This window comes from Allocellulophaga tsushimaensis, from assembly GCF_055383085.1.
In genome coordinates this window covers 2,974,297-2,992,308 of sequence record NZ_AP039451.1, presented here as the reverse complement: position 1 = coordinate 2,992,308, position 18,012 = coordinate 2,974,297, and the positions used below count along the sequence as shown (strand labels likewise).

Here is an 18,012-nt window from a genome sequence, read left to right as displayed (position 1 = left end):
AATACAAACGGATAGTTTTTTTTTATTACCTTGCTTACGAGACACATAGTTTAATATAACTGAACACTATATGAAAACGAAAAAAATACTAGCTCTGCTGGCACTCTTGTGCTTTGCATACACGGCTACTTATTCACAAAAAAATGAAGGTACTATAAGCTTTAAAGATGGTACTACTGCAAGTGGAATTGTACAAATTAAGGGCAATAAAATTATTTTTAAAGCAGAAAAAAATGCCAAAAAAATAATTTGTAACTACAAAGAAGTAGATATAGTTGAATTGAAAGATAAAAAAGGACTTAGCTATTTCTATGAATATGTAGCTTTAGATGATGAAAAAGATCCCGTACTTCTCTACATAGAAAAAGATGGGTATTTAAAAACATATTCTGACACATATACTTCTGTTAGAAAGCGATTGAAACCAAAATATGGTATTGCAACAGAAGTAGAAGTTGACGAAGATTAAAAAAATTAATCGCTATTACACTTCAAAAAAGCTAGGTTAAAAATATTTTTAATCTAGCTTTTTTTATTTTCGCTTACTGTAAAATTAAAGTTCTTTAAACATTTTTTGCTTCATTCCAAAATACATCCATTTCAGCTAAGGTCATATCTTTAAGGGCTTTTCCTAAACCTTTTGCTTTATTCTCCAAATATTGAAATCTACCAATAAATTTTTTATTAGTACGCTCTAAAGCATTTTCTGGATTTATTTTTAAAAAGCGAGCATAATTCACCATAGAAAACAAAACATCACCAAATTCGGCCTCCATAGCATCTTTATTATTGGCTATTACCTCTTCTTGAAGTTCTGCTAATTCTTCTTGTACTTTTTCCCAGACTTGTTCTGGTTGTTCCCAATCAAAACCAACACCGGATGCTTTATCCTGAATTCTATTTGCTTTTACTAATGCTGGCAAGCCTTTAGGAACACCTTCTAAAACACTTTTTTTACCCTCTTTAAGTTTTAATTGTTCCCAATTACGTTTTACATCTTCTTCATTTTCTACCTTTACATCTCCATAAATATGTGGATGACGATGAATAAGTTTATCACAAATTTCATTAGCTACATCTGCTATGTCAAAAGTATTTGTTTCACTTCCAATTTTTGCGTAAAAAACAATATGCAATAAAAGATCTCCTAATTCTTTTTTTACCTCCTCTAAATCATTATCTAAAATAGCATCGCCTAATTCATAGGTCTCTTCTATAGTTAGGTGGCGTAGCGTTTCCATAGTTTGCTTTTTATCCCAAGGACATAATTCTCGCAACTCATCCATAATACTTAACAATCTATCAAAAGCTTGTAATTGAAGTTCTCTTTTACTCATAAACTATAATTCTACTATTTTTTTCTTTGCCGCTTCAAACTCTTCCATCATTGTTTTTACAATTTCACCAGCAGGCTTTATTTCATGAATTAAGGCAGATACCTGTCCTATTTCTAATTCTCCATCATCTAAATCACCTTCAAACATACCGCGCTTTGCTCTTGCTCTTCCTAACAAGGCTTGCAATGCTTCTGGAGTAGTGCCGTTAGCATATAATTCTTGTATTTGGGTATAGAATTTGTTTTTTATCAAGCGTACAGGAGCTAATTCTTTTAATGTTAAATGAGTAGCGCCTTCTCCAATTTCTACTACTTTTTTCTTAAACAATAGATGTGATGAAGCTTCTACACTAGCAACAAACCTACTTCCTACTTGTACCCCATCTGCCCCTAATACCATAACGGCCAGCATTGCATCACCAGTAGCGATACCACCAGCAGCTACTAACGGAATAGATATTTTTTCTTTTATAGCAGGAATTAAAGTTAGGGTAGTTGTTTCATCCCTTCCATTATGACCACCTGCTTCAAAACCTTCAGCAACTACAGCATCTACACCTGCTTGTTCGGCTTTTAAAGCAAATTTTAAACTACTAACTACATGCACGACAGTAATTCCATTTTCTTTTAAAAAAGAGGTCCATGTTTTTGGATTTCCCGCAGAAGTAAAAACAATTTTAACGCCTAATGCTACAATAGTATTCATATGCTTCTCTATATCGGGATAAAGCATTGGTATATTTACCGCAAAAGGTTTATCTGTAGCTTTTTTACATTTTAAAATATGTTCTCGTAATACTTCTGGATACATAGAACCAGCACCTATAATACCCAAACCACCGGCATTAGAAACAGCGGAAGCCAAACGCCACCCACTTGCCCAGATCATACCGCCTTGTATAATAGGATGTTTTATCCCAAAAAGTGATGTAATTTTATTTGGCATATTTCTATTTTGAATATTTTTCAAGATTTTCTTTTTCTTTTTTCGATAAACTATCAATTCCTTTTTTACTTATTTTATCAAGTAATTTATCTAACTCTTGTTGTTTGTTTTGCTTTTTTTCATAATACTGTTTGTCAATATCAAAATACGTACTCTTTTGTTTTAATGAAAAATTATTCAAAATTAATATTTCAGGTCTTGTAACAATCAAATAAATAAAAAGTAGTGTTGGTACAACAATTAGTAAAATAGGTAAGTAATTTTCAAACAAAGCATTAGGTTTCATTGCTATGGCTATTAAAACGCCAACTAAGCCTCCTCCTAAATGCGCTTCATGGCCAATATTATCTTTATTTGATGTAATCCCATAAATAGAATACCCTACATAGAAAAGTCCATAAATCCAACTTGGAATTGAAAATGGAAGTCCAAAAAAACTTAATCCAAGTCCGGGATAAAGAGCAATTGTAGCAAATATAACTCCGCTTACTGCTCCTGAAGCCCCTACAGCAGAATAGTTACCATGATTTCTATGGATGTATAATGCAAACAAATTACCTCCTACTAAACTTAGTAGATAAAGTATTAAAAAATAAAATCTTCCTAATTTAATTTCTAAAAGGTCACTAAAAAAATATAGCGTAAACATATTTAGAAGTAGGTGTGTCCAACCTACATGTAAAAATCCTGATGTTAAAAGCCTTTTGTATTCTTTATGAATTAATACGCTATCTACTTCAAATTTATAAGCATTAAATAAAGAGAGATTCATAAAACCTTTGTAAGAAAAGATAATATTAGATACGATCAATAGCACTCCAACAACTCCACCAATATCAATCATACTAAAATTATAATTTCTTGATCTAAGATAAAACTAAAAAAATCTTTTTTACATATTACGAAATCACACCAGAACCTACAAGCTCATCTCCTAAATACCAAGCTACAAACTGTCCTTCGGTAATGGCAGATTGTTTTTCTTTAAAGTCTACATATAATCCTCCATCAATTTTATAAAGAATTGCTTTTTCTAAAGCCTGTCTATATCGTATCCGTGCCATTACCTCCATAGATTCATCTATCTGCAAAGCCAAATCTGGACGTACCCAATGCAATTCACTATCATTTACGAATAAGGTTCTACGGTATAAACCTGGATGACTTTTTCCTTGCCCTGTATAAATAATATTTTCTTCTACATCAGTATCTATAACAAATAAGGGTTCTTTAGTACCACCTACATCTAAACCTTTACGTTGTCCTTTTGTAAAGTAATGCGCTCCTTGGTGTTCGCCCACAACTTTACCATCATTTAGATGATAACTTGGTTTTTCTGAAAAGAAAGCTAATTCTTCTTTTTTTGTTTTAAAATCTGGAATTGTAGTCTGTAATTGCGGGGTGTCTGATGGTACTTCTACTATAACACCTTTTTTAGGTTTTAATTTCTGTTGTAAAAAGTCTGGCAAACGAACTTTACCAATAAAGCAAAGCCCTTGAGAATCTTTTTTATCAGCAGTGACAAGATTTTGCGTTGTTGCAATTTTCCGAACCTCTGGTTTTAATAATTCTCCAATTGGAAATAATGTTTTTGCCAATTGCTCTTGCGATAACTGACATAAAAAATAAGATTGATCTTTATTAGGATCAACACCAGATAGGAGTTGATAAGTTTCTGATCCATTTTTATGTACAATAGTGCCTTTTCGGCAATAATGACCCGTTGCTACGTAATCAGCCCCTAAATCTAATGCGATTTTCATAAAAACATCAAATTTTATTTCTCTATTACATAATACATCTGGGTTAGGTGTTCTTCCTTTTTCATACTCGCTAAACATATAATCTACAATACGTTCTTTGTATTCTTCACTTAAATCAACTGTTTGAAATGGGATTCCTAGTTTATCAGCAACAATAAGAGCATCATTACTATCTTCTAACCAAGGGCATTCATCAGAAATGGTAACCGAATCATCATGCCAATTCTTCATAAAAAGACCAATTACTTCATATCCTTGCGCTTTTAAAAGATACGCCGCAACACTAGAATCTACCCCTCCAGAAAGTCCAACAACAACTTTTTTCATCATTTAAATATATCAATATAAAAATACAAAATTACAGTTTATTTATGTACCTGCACAAGTCGTTAATCAAGCAATTTTGAGTAATACAACACTTATACTTTAAACCAATATCTTAAAACCACAAATACTAATATTATGTTAAAATTAAAAAAGATAAGCAACCTTTTTTGTTTAACTGTATCTAAAATATATTAAACAAATTTAAAAACATATATCATGAAAAAATTCTTGAAATTAAAAACCTACTCTTTTTTAGCTATTGTATTTTTATTTGCTGTATCCTGTAATAATGACGATGATGATAACACACCTACACCATCGCAAACTATTACAGATTTAGTGATTTCAAATCAAAATTTAAGTAACTTATTAGCCGCCTTACAAGCCGCAGATGGCGATTTACCAACAGTATTACGAGGCACCGGACCATTTACAGTATTAGCTCCAACTGATACTGCATTCGAAGCATTTTTAGATGGTAGAGAATTAACTGATATTCCTACCGATGTATTGACTCAAGTATTATTAAACCACGTAATAGCTGGCGCAATCACATCTACAGATCTTGAAGCCAATGTTGCTGCTGGTAATTATTATGCCAAAACACTCGCAGATGGGCAAGCTGAGGGCAGTAATATGAGTATTTATTATGATACAGAAAATGGAGTGACATTTAACGGTACTTCTACTGTAACTACAGCAAATGTAGTTGCCGACAATGGAATTATACACGTAGTTAATAGTGTTATAGATTTACCTACCGTAGTTACTTTTGCCACTGCAGACAATAGATTTTCCACTTTAGTGAGTGCCTTAACCAGAGAAGCTTCTTTTGGATATGTTGCTGCACTAAGTACTGCTGACGGAACTGCACCTGCACCTTTTACGGTATTTGCTCCAACAAACGATGCATTTGGAGATTTACTTACAGACTTAGGAGTCTCTGGATTAGGAGATATCGAAACTGCAACTTTAGCAACTGTATTAGAACTACATGTTATAGCTGGCAGTAATGTACAAGCTTCTGAATTAGCAGGAATAGATGGAATGATGGTTGAAACTCTTGGAGGCACTAACATTACTATTGACGCAAGTACTCCTGGAATTATAGGAACAGACGAAACTGTTAACCCAATTATAATCACAGATGTACAAGCTTCTAATGGCATTATACATGCTATAAGTAGAGTAATTAGATAGTTACTAAACATCTAAATAAATATCTCCTTTACATTAAAAGTAAAGGAGGTATTTCTAACATATCTACACAAAAAATAAATTTGAAATGTCTAACATATATAATAATTAATTAAACAAAAAAATAAATTAAAATTTTCTAACAATAACTCTAAAAACACTTTTAAAAATGAAAACACTACCCCACTTAAAAAAGGTGCTATTTATATTAGCCTTAATCACTTTTACGATTTCTTGTGAAAAAGAAAAAGATGATCCAGTAACTACAACACCAAATATTGTTGAAACGGCACAAGCTACTGACGCTCTTAGTAATCTAGTAGCAGCTTTACTAAAAGCAGATGAAGACACCAATAATAATCTGGTTAGCACATTAAGCAGTGATGGGCCTTTTACGGTATTTGCACCAACAAATGATGCTTTTACTGCTTTATTAAGTCAACTTGAAAATTACAATTCTCTCGATGACTTTGAAACTACAGAAGACAAAGCCTTATTAGCTAAAATCCTTACTTACCATGTCATTTCTGGTAATAGCCTAAATTCGGAGCAGTTATCTGATGGTCAAGAAATAGAAACGGTACAAGGAGAAACGCTTACTATTCGTTTAGATGATGGTAATGTATTTGTACAAGATGCCACAAATGCAGATGCTAGAGTTTTAATGGCTGATGTAAATGCTAGTAATGGCGTGGTACATGTTATTAGTAAAGTATTACTACCACAAGAAGTTATTGATGCAATTAATGGTTCAGATACGCTTGTAGACATTGTTGTAGCTAGTGAAGCCTTATCTATTCTTGAGGCTGCCGTTATTAAAGCAGGATTGGTAGATACTTTAAATAGCGATGGACCTTTTACTGTTTTTGCGCCTACGGATGATGCCTTCATTGCTTTACTAGATTTTCTAGGAGATGATTATAATAGCTTAGATGATTTTGATACCGATGAAGAAATGGCTTTATTAAAAGACATTCTTTTATATCACGTACTTCCTATTAGTGTATTAGAAGCAGATCTTGCTCCAAGTACTGTAGGTACAGCTCTTGCTGATAACAGTTTAGAAATTATTGCTAGTGGCGATTCTTTTGTTATTGGTGATGCTTCAGGTGTAGATGCCGAAATTACAGCAACAGATATTCTTGCCTCTAATGGAGTAGCACATACCATTAATAAAGTGCTTTTACCACAAGCTGCTATTGATTTTGTAGCAACATTAAATTTAGAAACAATCGTAGAAATTGCAGTAGCAACAGATAATCTTAGCTTACTAGTAAACGCATTAGTACAAGCTAATGCAGGATTAGCAGAAACACTTAATGGCAATGGACCTTTCACTGTATTTGCTCCAACCAATGCGGCTTTTATTAATTTATTACACGCTTTAGGTAGTAATTACAATAGCCTTACTGATTTTGATACTGATGAAGAAAAAGAATTGTTAGTAAAAATACTTACGTATCATGTTGTATCTGGCACTGCAGCTTTTTCTGGAGATTTATCAAATGGGCAACAAATAGAGACCGTACAAGGAGAAAAAGTAGGTATCAACATTAAAAATGGCACCATCCATATAGAAGATGCTACAGATAATAATGCAACAGTAGTCTTAAAAGATATTGAAGCTAGTAATGGCGTAGTTCATGTTATCAATAAAGTTTTAATACCACAAGAAGTTTTAGATATTTTAAACCCTCCTACTCCTAATATTGTAGAACTAGCACAATCTGTAGACAATTTAAGTTCTTTAGTAGCAGCTTTACTGCAAGCAGACGCAGGTTTAGTTGATATATTAAGTGGTGATGGTCCTTTTACGGTATTTGCACCAACCAATGCAGCTTTCCAAAACTTATTAGATGCGCTTGGTAATGATTACAATAGCCTTGCTGATTTTGATACCGAAGAAGAGAAAGAATTATTGGCAACCATACTTAAATATCATGTAGTAGCTAATAGAACAATACGCTCAAGGGGCTTAAGAAATCATCGTGCTTTTAGAACAGTTCAAACAGAAAGAATATTTTCAATTGTAAGCCATGGTGATATTTTTATAAGAGATAAAACTACTACTGATGCAAAAGTAATTGCAAAAGATAATGAAGCAAGTAATGGTTTAGTTCATATAGTGAACAAAGTGTTAATACCTCAAGAAGTATTAGATATTTTAAATCCACCAGCAAATCATTAAAAATACTATTTAGATAATAGCGTAAGTTGAGTTAATAAAAACGTCCTTGAGTATTCAAGGGCGTTTTTTTATGTTTATGATATACTGAAAAACTATGCTAGTTTATTGTTTATTACAAAGATGGGCTAATTTTATTTTGAGCTACATTATTTAATTTGTGTAAATACTTTACAACTTAGAAATTAATTCATTCTATTTTTATTAGCATAAAAAAATTAAAAAAAACCCTAAATAATCATATGATTATTTAGGGTTTAATAAAGTAATAAACACTTCTTATTTCTTATTTGCATTTTTCTGTGCCTCCGCTTGCTCCATCATTTCACGCATTTTACGCTGAAATTTATTCTCCTTTTTGGGCTTAGCTTTATTCTCTTGTATCTGAGCTCTAATCTTTTTATCATCTAGAATATAATTCTTAATGACTAACATAATTAAAATAGTGATTAAGTTAGAAATAAAGTAATACAAACTTAAACCACTGGCATAATTATTAAAGAAAATTAACATCATTAATGGTGATAGATATATGATGAATTTCATATTAGGCATTCCTGGCTGGGTTGGCATATTTTGCCCAGTCGTCATCATCATATAAAAGAAAATGGCGATAGAAGCTAATATGGGGAATAAACTCACATGGTTTCCATAAAAAGTAGAAATCAGTGGAATATTTGTGGTCCATTCAAAAATAGAATCATAAGAAGACAGATCATTAGCCCATAAAAATGATTTTTGACGCAATGCAAAAGATGTAGGGAAAAACATGAATAAGGCATAAAATATAGGCATTTGTATCAATGCAGGAATACAACCACTAAGAGGGCTCACACCTGCTTTGTTATTAATTTTCATGGTTTCTTGCTGCCTTTTCATTGCATTGTCTTTATACTTCTCATTAACAGCAGCAATCTCAGGTTTTAATACCTTCATTTTTGCCTGTGACAAGTATGATTTATAGGTAACAGGTGACATTGCCAAACGTACCAAAATAGTCATAACTATAATTGCAATACCAAAAGGTAAAAAGCTACTTAACAAAGTGTAAAGTGGTGTAAATACATACCTATTAATTAAACCAAAAATACCCCAACCAAAGGGTATAGAATCTTCAAGTCCTAGTTCATTATACTCTTTAAGCACTAAAACATCTGTTGGCCCGTAATACCAGTTTAAGTTATGAGAAAGCTCTCCACCTTCTAATTTTAATGGTATTATTGAAGCATATTGTTTAGTAAAACCTGCCGTTTTACTTTCTTCTTTCACTAAATTAACAGAACTTAAATCAGCTGAATCAAATTTATTTTTATTCGCCAAGATTGAGCTAAAGAAATGTTGCCTGTAAGAAATCCATTTTACGCCTTGTTCCGTTTCTTCATCTAAATCGCTACTCTCCGATAATTTATCTATATCATCATCTTCATGATTATACGTAAGTCTTGTATATCTGTTTTCGTACTTTATACTCTTAGAATGGCGGATTCCTTTTAATGACCATTCTAATTTTACAGGGTTAGAAACATTAATTACACCGTTTAAACCTTGAGAACGTATTGTAAAATCAACCAAATAATCATCTGGCTTAATTTCATAACGGTATTCTAAAAATTTATTTTCTGCAACTTTAGCTTTCATAGAAAGTACTGTATTCTCTCCATTTTTAGATAATGTTGGTTCAAAATATAGATCTTTAGTATGTAAGGTTCTGTTATCTGAGGTTGTAAAGTTTATTCCAAAACTAGCATTACCATCTTTTATTAAATAAACAGGAATAGAGTCATAAGTCTTAAACTTTTTCATTTTTGCCTCTACAATCTGCCCTCCTTTATTGCTTATTTTAAAATAAACCAAATCGTTTTGAAATTCGGTTATACCATCAGAAGCTTTTGTGTAACCAAAGGCTCCAATACTACTTTTATAGTTGGCTACTGCTGTAGAATCTTGAGTGTTTAAAACAGGTGCTGTAGCTTTTTCTGGTACAAGTTCAGCTGGTTTATTACTTTCACTCTCTTTATCAATTTGTTCTTGCTTAGCTTTTTCTGCTGCTACTTCCTCTGGTGTTGGCTGGTTTTGCCAAAACATAAACAATAAGATTGCAAAAATTAATACAAAACCAATAATTGAATTAACATCTAATTTTTTTTCTTCCATCTAATAAATCTCTTTATATACTACCTGCAACATTTATTTGGTTGTTCTACGCCTTAAATAAAATGTTTTAGCATTTTTAACTTTACAAAAACATCACCAAACCTGTGGTTTATGCCATAGTGGCATAGAATGTTATTTTTTATTATTTAAAGCAGCTTTTACAAATGCAACAAATAATGGATGTGGGTTTAACACCGTACTCTTGTATTCTGGATGATACTGAACACCTACAAACCATGGGTGTGAAGGAATTTCTATAATTTCTACCAAACCAGTTTCTTTGTTAATTCCAGAAGCAATCATTCCTGCTTTTTCTATTTGCTCCTTATATTCGTTATTAAATTCGTATCGATGACGATGACGCTCTGCTATTTCTTTTTCACCATTATAAATAGTGCTAACTAGCGTACCTTCTTTTAATTCACAATTCCAACTTCCTAAACGCATAGTACCGCCTTTATTAGTAATATTTTTTTGGGCTTCCATTAAATTTATAACGGCATTATTTGTACTATCACTCATTTCTGTTGAAGAGGCATCTGATAAACCTAAAACTGTTCTAGAAAATTCAATTACGGCCATTTGCATTCCCAAACATATTCCTAGAAACGGAATATCATTCTCTCTGGCATACTGTACTGCTTTTATTTTACCCTCTATACCGCGTTCTCCAAACCCTGGTGCTACCAAAACACCATTCAACCCCTTTAATTTAGTTTCAAAATTGCTTGCATTGATATGCTCGGAATGAATAAATCTGATATTAACTTTTACCTCATTTACAGCTCCTGCATGTATAAAAGCTTCTAAAATAGATTTATAGGAATCTTGTAACTCTACATATTTACCCACTAAACCAATGGTAACCTCATTCTTTGGGTTTTTATGCTTGCGTAAAAACTCATTCCATTGGTCTAAATCTGGTCTGGTAATATCTGGTAAACTTAAGCGCTTTAATGTTACAGTATCCAAACCTTCTTCCTGCATCAATAAGGGTACATCGTAGATGGTAGAAGCATCAATAGATTGGATAACAGCTTCTCTTTTTACATTGCAAAACAATGCTAGTTTCCTTTTTATATCATCTGAAATCTCATGCTCTGTCCGGCATACTAAAATATCAGCTTTTATTCCACTTTCCATTAGGGTTTTAACAGAATGCTGTGTTGGTTTTGTTTTTAACTCTCCAGCAGCAGATAAAAAAGGTACTAATGTTAAATGAATAACAATACCATTATCGTCTCCCAACTCCCATAATAATTGTCGAACTGCTTCGATGTAAGGCAAAGATTCGATATCACCCACTGTTCCACCAATTTCTGTAATCACAATATCATATTCTCCACTTTTTCCTAAGATTTGAATACGCTCTTTAATCTCATTAGTGATATGGGGTACTACTTGCACGGTTTTACCTAAAAATTCTCCTCTACGCTCTTTCTCAATTACACTTTGATATATTCTACCTGTAGTTACATTATTGGCTTGTGATGTTTTTCCATTCAAAAAACGTTCATAATGCCCTAAGTCCAGATCCGTTTCTGCCCCATCATCCGTTACATAACACTCTCCATGCTCATATGGGTTTAGTGTACCCGGATCTACATTGATGTATGGATCTAACTTTTGAATAGTAGTTTTGTAACCTCTAGCTTGTAATAACTTTGCTAAAGAAGCTGCTATAATACCTTTACCAAGAGAAGAAGTTACTCCGCCTGTTACGAAAATATATTTGGTTTGTGCCATGTAGCGTTAGGTTGAATTCTTAACGCAGGCAAAAATACAAATTGCTATAACATATAGCGGCTATTGTAAAGGAAAATCTTTTTGAATTTTTCTAATAAGCCCTTCTAAGCCATTAATTTTTATTTCCAGCATGCTTTTTAACATTATTCCAAGCTTACCCTCAGGAAATCCTTTTTGTTGAAACCATACTAAATAGGGTTCCGGTAGATCTACTAAATAAGCACCTTTAAATTTACCGAAAGGCATTTTATAATGAGAAAGGGCAATAAGTTCTTCTGGGTTGTTTTTTAACATCTTAAAGAAATCGAAATTATTACGTAAGTATTTCAACAAAAAAACTACAAAATATAGAAAAAGAAAAAGAAAATACAATGAAAAAATTAACACTAATATGCGCCATGATAGTATTGCTAATATCATGTAGCAAAGAAGAACAAGGAATTAATGATCCTATTACAGAAGCAATTGAGAATATTAGCCCTCAAGAAACAGATGACGATACGGATACTCAAACTGAAACTGATCCAGAACGTGATACTGAAACTGAAACTGAAAATACACAAGAAGTTATTGATACCGACGGTGACGGTGTGTATGATCTAACAGAACTAAATGATGGAACTGATCCAAATGATAATTGTTCTTTTATTTTAGAGAATCAAGAAACGGAGACTTCAGTCGCTTGGAATACTGCTGATTGCGATGCTGACGGAATCTCTAATGCAAATGAAATTGCAAATGGAACAGATCCATTAACTGCTGAAGAAGCACAAGAAGAAAATATCCCTTCTCCTATTTCAGGAAATTGGAATTTAACTGATGCAGCTGTTGCGGATGGTACAGCAACAACAGTCTTAAACGGCGTTAATGCTACTATTAACTACACTGCTTCATCAGTAAATGAAAATGCACAAGTAAGCTTTACAGAAAATCCAAATCTTATAAGTGGTTCTGGTTCGTTTGATATCGATATCACTTTTGTTTTTTTAGGGGTACAAAATAATGAAGTCACCACTTTTGACAATCCTTTGACAGATGGGGTTTGGGAAATACAAAATGATACTGATTTAGTCATAACCAATAGTACAAATTCGGATGGCAGGTATAGTATTGTTCAGTTAACAGAAACAACACTAATTATAGAAACAGCAGTAGATAGAATGATTACTTTTGCTGGGTCTGATTTAGACGCACAAGGAACTTTAGTTTTAACTTTTATGAAATAATAACACAAAAATAATAAAGCAACCGTAAGTTAATTAGTTAACTTACGGTTCTATTATTTTATAATATTGAGATAAATTTATATGTAAAACAACTAAAAATAATAGCAAATTACATAAAAACAAATTTAACATGTTTTAAAAAATCTAAAGCAATAAAATTTCCGTATACTAACTAGGTTATTATTGCTAAAATTAGCCCAAATTTAGAAATAGTAATCCAGAGCCTACACAAAAGAACAACACTAAATAAATATAAAGGAAAACAAAACGAACACAAATGAAAAAAATCGCACTATTCGCAATCTTTATTGTATTACTAGGCTCATGTAGTAATGGAAGTCAGCAACTCTTAGACATTCTTCAAGAAGAGAATAACAATCCCGAAGATCCTGGAAATCCAGAACCAATAGATACAGACGGTGATGGCGTATATGATAGTAAAGAAATAGAAGATGGTACAGATGGTAATGATAATTGTTCTTTTATATTAGCCAGTCAAGAAGCTACACCTTCTGATGAATGGAATATGGGTGATTGTGATGAAGATGATGTAACTAATGCCGATGAAATTACGAATAACACAAATCCATTAAATCCAGATTCTGATGAGGATGGTGTAAATGATGGCGTAGAAAATACGGATGGCACAAATCCATTAAATCCAGACTCAGATGAAGATGGCGTAAACGATGGTGTAGAAAAAACTGATGGCACAAATCCATTAAGTGCTGATTCTGATGGAGATGGTGTAAATGATGGTACTGAAAAAACCGACACTACAGATCCTTTAAATAATTGTTCTTTTGTTTTAAGTAGTCAAACTCTTGCTCCTAGTGAAGAATGGAATAATGGAGATTGTGATTCTGATATGATTACAAATGGAGATGAAGTTGCAAATGGTACAGATCCTTTAACTCCAGAAGATAATACCCCACCAGCATCTCCTATCGCTGGAACTTGGGATCTTGTTTCTGCAGAAATCGCTAATGGTACTGCTACTACGCTTTTTAACGGAATTCCTTTTGATTTACAGTATACGGCAACTTCTTCAGATGAAAATGCTCAGGCAATTTTTACCGAAGATCCGAATGTTGTAACTGGAACAGGAACTTATAATACCATAATTCAATTTTCATTTTTGGGAACCGAAAATACCGAGATTGTTCCTTCTGATAATCCTTTGCAAGATGGCAATTGGGAAATACAAGGTAATTCTATTATTATTACTAATAGTAGTAACGAATCTGATGGAACTTATACCATAGTTGAGCTTACCGAAACTAGCCTTATCGTAGAAGCAGAAATCAATAGAGTGGTTAATGCTGGTGGTGTAGATTTAGATACTAGAGGTACTTTAGTACTTAGTTTTAGTAAACAATAAGAAAAAACTAATTTCCTAATAGAGATTAGACTAAGTATACTCGAGTATAAAATAAAAATAAGCCTCAGATTTTAATATAAAATCTGAGGCTTATTTTTTTGAACAATCTCTATAAAAATTCTTCATTTAAATTTTAAAAAATTATATTTAAATCTTTTACACGGCAAATTTTATATCTAAATATGAAAAGAAGAACTTTTATTGAAACCTCTGCAATGGCTACTCTTGGAGTAGTATCTTGTAAAAACAATACCGAAATGTCTAAAAACCAAAACCCAGCATTTAAATTAAAAAATAATATTAATCATAGTGTTTGCCATTGGTGTTTTAATGATATTCCTTTAGAAGATTTTTTGAAAAATTTAAATGAACTTGGCGTAAAAGCCATAGATTTAATGGGACCTGATGAATGGCCACTTCTAAAAAAATACAATATCCATAGTGCGATGTGTAATGGAGCTGAAATAAGTTTAACTGAAGGATGGAATGACCCAAAATATCATGAAATTTTAATAAAAAACTATTCGGAAATTATTCCTAAAGTAGCCGAAGCTGGTTATACAAATCTTATTTGTTTTAGTGGTAATAGAAGAGGTATAGCTGATAGTACTGGGTTACAAAATTGTGTTGATGGGTTAAAACAAGTGATCCCTTTAGCTGAAAAACATGGCGTAGTACTTCAAATGGAACTTTTTAATCAAATAGATCATCCAGATTATATGTGTGATACTTCTGCGTGGGGTATTCAATTATGTAAAGCATTAAACTCTTCCAGTTTTAAGTTGTTATTTGATATCTATCATATGCAAATTCAAGAAGGTGATATTATTCGTAGTATTCAAGAAAATCATATGTATTTTGGGCACTATCATACTGCTGGCGTTCCTGGAAGACACGAAATTGATAACGATTATCATCAAGAATTATACTATCCTGCTATTATGCGAGCTATTTTAGAAACTGGATATAGAGGTTATGTAGCACAAGAGTTTGTACCGCAAAGAACTGATAAAATAGCTTCTTTAAAGCAAGGCTTTATGATTTGTGATGTTTAATTTAATTGCAACGCTTTAACAATCTTTGCATTCCAAAGAATTTGCTGTTCGCTGTTCCTAGAAAAATTAGTTTCGGTATCATATAAATCCTGATAAGCTGCAAGCTCTTTTAAAATTTCTTTGTAGATTTTTTTTACCTCAGCCTTAATATTATCTGTAAAAGTAGTTGTATTTAAACGTTTTATAAACTTACGAGTATACAATTCAGTTATATCAAAATGATGTTGTTCATGCTCCAGAATAAAAGCGTCGCAAACTGCGGGTCTATACCACGAACTACCAGGGTAAAAAAATGATTTTACTTCAAAATCTACTTCCATTTTCCCATTGTGATTGGATGTTGAAAAACGATAAGAAATGCCGCTAGCGGTAATTGCAGCAGCAGCACTATTTTCTGGTTTGCCTTTAAAGTCTTCCCAAGTTAATAACCTGTCTTTATCCCATAATAAATCATCATATTCTTGTGCTACAACAGTACTTATGCAGAAACACAAATAAAATAGTAGCGATGTGATTTTTAAACTATTCACAAATTAAGTATTGAAAAACAAAAGTTATTTTACTTCTTTAATATACATTTCATGATAAGACATGATATAGGTACCTGAATTAAAGTATCCAGAAGAAACATCTTTTGTATAATTATATTTGGTATTACTGTATTCCGTTTCTGTAACTAACTTAGATACTTCAAATAAGTTTTTCTTATACGCTAACTTTAACAAAACATCAAGCGTAATATCAAAACCACGTCTTGCATATTTATCTGGTGCTAATCCAAATCGTTTTCTATATTTAGCCGTAAAAGCATCATAACGATCTTCTTTTTCTATAGAAGGATACGTAAAATTTAAGTTAGATAAGTGGGCATTTTGTAGTTTAGGATTATCGTAAGCCTTACTCTTATTTGTGGTGAAAAGTTTAATCTTAATATCATCCATATTAGATGCATTTAAAACTGATATCACACTATTGATGGTATTAAATTGATTGGTTTCTAAAAAAACCCAATTCTCTTTTTGCTCTGATAATAAGGCTACAATTTTATCTTTCATTGCAAATTCTTCATCAAGCTGCATAGACTTAGATTCTGGAAACTCTATTTTAAATTCTTCAATGAGTCCTTTATGCTTTTCATCTACAATAACTACAATGTTCTGATCTGTTCGTTGCGCTTTAACATAATCAAAAATTCGTGTTTTTAACACCTTATCAGAAGGCACAGAAAAGAAAACATTAGAAAGGCTTATATCGCTTTTTGATGGAATTGGTGCAATTACTGGAATACGATTAGCGGAAAGCCTAACCGCTACCTCTTGCAAAGATTTTTGATCTAGCGGTCCTATTATAGCATCAGCAACTTTAATATCTTGATTTTCTAGAAGTCCTTTTATTTTATCTAAATTTTTCTCTGTATCTAAAAAGGAAACATTAGCCGATATCCCTAACTTTTTAATAGAATCTAACGCTATTAGTGCTCCTGAATGGAAAGCAAGACTAAAATTAGCGTCTGCTCTTTTTTCTACAGCATTCCTTGCTTTACTTTTATTATTTAAATCGATTAAATCTAAGCGATATGGTAATAAATAAACCAAATTAGGTTTGTTATCTGTATTGATAAGATTTAGCAAATTAATATTTTCTATTACAAGAGAGTTTTTAACTTCAAAATCTCCTGTATTATTTTTAGGTAATTTTAAAACAGAACCCGCTTTTAAACCATCTAGCAAATCTGGATTTAATGCTAAAAGCTCTTTATAGCTCAGGTTAAGCATCCGCGTTAAAGAATACTCCGTATCTCCTTGTTTTACCTGGTAAAAATTATAATTATCGGTATTAACGGGTGCATTAGACAACTTTTTCTGAGGCAATCTAATGACCATTCCTTCTTGTAAACCACGTTCTAAAAGCTCTGGATTTAGCTTCTTTATTTCTTCTTCTGTTGCTCCAAACTCTCTTTCTAATGCTAAAAAACCTTTTTTAGCGGGCACAGTATATGAAATAAACAATTCTGTCTCTACATTTTCTAAAGTGCTGCCTAATAGTTTTGGCAAACGCAATTTTTGACCTGCAGCTAAATACGAATCATCTTTTGAAAGTCCCGGATTCAATACAAGTAAACTATCAATAGTTATTCCATATTCATGTACCAATGACCATCTTGTTTCTTTTGGTTGTACTATATAATCCTTAAAAAATTCATCACTAAAAGGATTGTCTTTAGGGTCAATTTTTTTATACTTCGGAATCTTTAAAGTCATTCCTTTTTTAAGTTGTACAGAATATAACTCTTTATTATAACGCTTAATATCCTCTTCTGTAATGTTATAACGTTCGGCTAAGCGAAAAAGATTATCTCTTCTTTTAACTTTATGGGAGGTAAAGGCAAAAGGTTTTTGTTGGTATGGATCAGGTATTTCTTCTACTTCATCTACAGTCGGTTTCGTAATTACTTCTCCCGTTGTTGCATCAAGAGGAATAACTAATATAGTATTTGGCTTAAGGTCTGAGCTTGTTTTTATCTCCTTATTAAAGCTTAAAATATTGTAAGGGGTAACTCTATATTGTTTTGCAATACTTTCTAATGTTTCTCCTTTTACTACTGTATGAGTCGTATATTTTTGCGCAAAAGCTACGCTACTCAAAAATAAAAGTAGTACCGTTGTTACAAAACATTTCATTATTCTTTTATTCAT

Annotated in this window: 15 protein-coding genes; 6 read left to right on the top strand and 9 right to left on the bottom strand. The window is 32.2% G+C overall.

Features of this window, described 5'->3' with window-relative positions:
- The first annotated feature begins 70 nt into the window (after positions 1-70).
- Positions 71-469 (top strand): hypothetical protein, encoded by a 399-nt coding sequence (locus ACZ451_RS13000; protein WP_464213080.1) that lies wholly within the window; start codon positions 71-73, stop codon positions 467-469.
- 94 nt (positions 470-563) lie between these two features.
- Here ACZ451_RS13000 and mazG read toward each other — a convergent pair whose 3' ends face one another.
- The 4 genes from mazG to mnmA are packed head-to-tail and all read right to left on the bottom strand — an operon-like array spanning position 564 to position 4,372.
- Positions 564-1,337: a nucleoside triphosphate pyrophosphohydrolase gene (mazG, locus tag ACZ451_RS12995; protein ID WP_464213078.1), complete on the bottom strand. Its 774-nt coding sequence runs from the start codon at positions 1,335-1,337 to the stop codon at positions 564-566.
- A 3-nt stretch (positions 1,338-1,340) separates the two neighbouring features.
- On the bottom strand, positions 1,341-2,282 hold the full coding sequence (locus tag ACZ451_RS12990; RefSeq protein ID WP_464213076.1) for an NAD(P)H-dependent flavin oxidoreductase: 942 nt from the start codon (positions 2,280-2,282) through the stop codon (positions 1,341-1,343).
- Between the two features lie 4 nt (positions 2,283-2,286).
- Positions 2,287-3,126, bottom strand: a complete 840-nt coding sequence (locus tag ACZ451_RS12985) for a rhomboid family intramembrane serine protease (RefSeq protein ID WP_464213074.1) — start codon at positions 3,124-3,126, stop codon at positions 2,287-2,289.
- Positions 3,127-3,181: 55 nt separating this feature from the next.
- Positions 3,182-4,372, bottom strand: coding sequence for a tRNA 2-thiouridine(34) synthase MnmA (mnmA, locus tag ACZ451_RS12980; protein WP_464213072.1), 1,191 nt, complete (start codon positions 4,370-4,372; stop codon positions 3,182-3,184).
- Between the two features lie 216 nt (positions 4,373-4,588).
- Here mnmA and ACZ451_RS12975 point away from each other — a divergent pair, with 216 nt between their 5' ends.
- Together ACZ451_RS12975 and ACZ451_RS12970 are read left to right on the top strand one after the other, a co-directional pair.
- Positions 4,589-5,572, top strand: a complete 984-nt coding sequence (locus ACZ451_RS12975; protein ID WP_464213070.1) for a fasciclin domain-containing protein — start codon at positions 4,589-4,591, stop codon at positions 5,570-5,572.
- A 166-nt stretch (positions 5,573-5,738) separates the two neighbouring features.
- A complete protein-coding gene (locus ACZ451_RS12970; protein WP_464213068.1) occupies positions 5,739-7,757 on the top strand; it encodes a fasciclin domain-containing protein in 2,019 nt (672 codons plus the stop codon).
- Positions 7,758-8,033: 276 nt separating this feature from the next.
- Here ACZ451_RS12970 and yidC read toward each other — a convergent pair whose 3' ends face one another.
- The 3 genes from yidC to ACZ451_RS12955 form a co-directional block, all read right to left on the bottom strand.
- Positions 8,034-9,908, bottom strand: a complete 1,875-nt coding sequence (gene yidC, locus ACZ451_RS12965; RefSeq protein WP_464213066.1) for a membrane protein insertase YidC — start codon at positions 9,906-9,908, stop codon at positions 8,034-8,036.
- Positions 9,909-10,040: 132 nt separating this feature from the next.
- The gene (locus tag ACZ451_RS12960) at positions 10,041-11,654 is read right to left on the bottom strand and encodes a CTP synthase (RefSeq protein WP_464213064.1); all 1,614 of its coding nucleotides are present in this window, start codon (positions 11,652-11,654) and stop codon (positions 10,041-10,043) included.
- Between the two features lie 60 nt (positions 11,655-11,714).
- Positions 11,715-11,948 (bottom strand): DUF3820 family protein, encoded by a 234-nt coding sequence (locus ACZ451_RS12955; RefSeq protein ID WP_464213062.1) that lies wholly within the window; start codon positions 11,946-11,948, stop codon positions 11,715-11,717.
- Between the two features lie 77 nt (positions 11,949-12,025).
- Between ACZ451_RS12955 and ACZ451_RS12950 the strand changes: the two genes are divergently transcribed.
- The 3 genes from ACZ451_RS12950 (at position 12,026) to ACZ451_RS12940 (ending at position 15,316) form a co-directional block, all read left to right on the top strand.
- Positions 12,026-12,880 (top strand): hypothetical protein, encoded by an 855-nt coding sequence (locus ACZ451_RS12950; protein ID WP_464213060.1) that lies wholly within the window; start codon positions 12,026-12,028, stop codon positions 12,878-12,880.
- 277 nt (positions 12,881-13,157) lie between these two features.
- Positions 13,158-14,261, top strand: coding sequence for a lipocalin family protein (locus ACZ451_RS12945; RefSeq protein ID WP_464213058.1), 1,104 nt, complete (start codon positions 13,158-13,160; stop codon positions 14,259-14,261).
- 182 nt (positions 14,262-14,443) lie between these two features.
- Entirely contained in the window at positions 14,444-15,316 is an 873-nt protein-coding gene (locus tag ACZ451_RS12940; RefSeq protein ID WP_464213056.1) for a hydroxypyruvate isomerase family protein, read from the top strand.
- Here ACZ451_RS12940 and ACZ451_RS12935 read toward each other — a convergent pair.
- Both ACZ451_RS12935 and ACZ451_RS12930 read right to left on the bottom strand, forming a co-directional pair.
- Positions 15,313-15,846: a DUF922 domain-containing protein gene (locus ACZ451_RS12935; RefSeq protein ID WP_464213054.1), complete on the bottom strand. Its 534-nt coding sequence runs from the start codon at positions 15,844-15,846 to the stop codon at positions 15,313-15,315. The two genes, ACZ451_RS12940 and ACZ451_RS12935, sit on opposite strands and share 4 nt — an antisense overlap.
- Positions 15,847-15,870: 24 nt before the next feature.
- Positions 15,871-18,012 carry a PBP1 and LysM peptidoglycan-binding domain-containing protein gene (locus ACZ451_RS12930; protein ID WP_464213052.1) on the bottom strand — a complete coding sequence of 714 codons (2,142 nt, stop codon included), beginning with the start codon at positions 18,010-18,012 and terminating at the stop codon, positions 15,871-15,873.